Here is a 1,979-nt window from a genome sequence, read left to right on the forward strand (position 1 = left end):
GCCACGTACAGCCCGCACGGGTCGAGGTTGTCCGGGGCGCAGGTGACCCAGAGGTCGTCCCTTCCTGCGATGAGCCGCCGGTCGGCGATCGGGTCTTTGTCCGTGCCGACGAAGGTGCGCTCGACGCCGTACCTGAGCAGGGACAGCGCGTCCTTGGCGTAGTAGGTCTCGTCGAAGACGACCGCCTTGGGGCGGGCGAGGTGGTCGAACCTCAGCGCGCCGCCGAACACCGCCACCAGGATCGGCCCCAGCCACCCCCACAGGCGGCCGCCCTGGAACGGCGGCACCAGCCGGTCGCGCACCGACACGGCCCCGCCGGCCTCCGCGCCGGCCGACTCGGCCTCGGCGGCCTCGGCCGACCCGGAAGACCTGGCCGGCTCGGACGGCCTGGCCGGCTCGGACGGCCTGGCGGACGCGGAAGGCTCAGCGGACTCGGGAAGTTCGGCCGACCCGGAAGGCTTGGCGGGCTCGGCGGGCTCATGAGGCTCGTCCGCGTGACCATGCGGGCCGGTACCGTCGGCCGACCGGAGCGGTGGTCTTCCGAAAAGCGTCAGGTTTCCGGCGAATCTCGGGAGGAAGTCGCGAACGGCCACCCGGGCACCCTATTCGTCCCGCGCGGCCCGCATCCAGATCTTCCGCGCCGTCAGGAGCGATGGACGGCGTCGTACAGCTCGCGCTTGGGGACGCCGGCGGCCTTGGCCACCTCGACGATCGCCTGCTTGCGCGACACCCCGGCCTCCTCGCGCCGGGCGACCTCCTCGACCAGCGCGCCGATGTCGGGCTCGGCGTCGCTCGGCGCGTACCCGGCGACGACCAGCGTGATCTCGCCGCGCACGTCGCCCTCGGCCCAGGCGGCCAGCTCGGCCAGCGGGCCGCGGCGCACCTCCTCGTAGGTCTTGGTCAGCTCGCGGCACACCGCCGCGGGCCGGTCGGCGCCGAACGCCTCGGCCATCGCGGCCAGGCACGCGCCCAGCCGGTGCGGGGCCTCGAAGAAGACCATCGTCCGCTCCTCCGCGGCGAGCGCGGCCAGCCGCCGTGCCCGCTCCCCTGCCTTGCGCGGCGGGAAGCCCTCGAAGCAGAACCGGTCGCTGGGCAGGCCGGAGATCGCGAGCGCGGTCGTCACGGCGGAGGGGCCGGGAAGCGCCGTCACCGGAATGCCGGCCTCGACGGCGAGATGGGTCAGCCGGTAGCCCGGATCGGACACTCCGGGCATGCCGGCGTCGGTGATGACCAGCACGGTGCGCCCGTCCTGGAGGTCGCCGAGCAGCTCGCCCGCCCTGGCCGCCTCGTTGGCGTCGTAGTAGGACACCACGCGGCCCCCGAGCGCGACCCCGAGGTCGGCGGCGAGCCTGCGCAGCCGGCGGGTGTCCTCGGCGGCCACGACGTCGGCGCTCGCGAGCGCCTCCCGCAGCCGCGCCGAGGCGTCCTCGACGCGCCCGATCGGAGCCCCTGCCAGAACCAGCCTGCCGTTGTCGTTCACGGTGCCCATCCTCTCCCATGAACGTTCCATCGACGCGGGCGCCATCTACTGGGCGTTCTCTGCCAGGAGTCCCCCAATTGGGTACGTAAGAGGTGTTTCTTAGGCTGGACGTAATAGCCGCCCCGTACGATGTCCGGATGGCCCTGACGGACTTCCCTAACCAGGACTTCGAGCAGCCGGAGCCGCACGACGACCCAGCACAGCCGGGTTCCGTCCGCGACCGGCTCGTCCCGCCGTTCCCCGGAAACCCCCTGTGGGGCTGGCTCGGTCCGATCTTGGTGGCGCTGTTCGGCGGCTTCCTGAGATTCGACCGGCTGGGCTACCCCAAAGCGGTGGTCTTCGACGAGACCTACTACGCCAAGGACGCGTTCTCGCTGATCAACTTCGGCGTGGAGCGGGTGGCGGTCAAGGACGCCGACAAGATGCTCCTGGCCGGCAACGAGTCCATCTGGAAACAGTGCGGCCCGAACGAGCTCGACCAGTGCGCCTCCTACGTCGT

General features: G+C 72.1%; 1 protein-coding gene and 2 pseudogenes. 1 reads left to right on the forward strand and 2 read right to left on the reverse strand.

The window, feature by feature from the left end; all coding sequences use genetic code 11:
• Together ACZ6QO_RS37815 and rsmI are read right to left on the reverse strand one after the other, a co-directional pair.
• Positions 1-593 (reverse strand): annotated as a pseudogene (locus tag ACZ6QO_RS37815) (hypothetical protein); the annotation flags it as partial.
• 50 nt (positions 594-643) lie between these two features.
• Positions 644-1,489 (reverse strand): 16S rRNA (cytidine(1402)-2'-O)-methyltransferase, encoded by an 846-nt coding sequence (rsmI, locus tag ACZ6QO_RS37820; protein ID WP_465858336.1) that lies wholly within the window; start codon positions 1,487-1,489, stop codon positions 644-646.
• 128 nt (positions 1,490-1,617) lie between these two features.
• Here rsmI and ACZ6QO_RS37825 point away from each other — a divergent pair.
• A pseudogene (locus tag ACZ6QO_RS37825) lies at positions 1,618-1,979 on the forward strand (phospholipid carrier-dependent glycosyltransferase); the annotation flags it as partial.

The organism is Sphaerisporangium sp. NPDC049457, assembly GCF_055586705.1.

Bases quoted from the DNA above. Each gene is read 5' to 3' on its own strand.
- rsmI (WP_465858336.1), bottom strand. From the start codon at position 1,489: ATGGGCACCGTGAACGACAACGGCAGGCTGGTTCTGGCAGGGGCTCCG.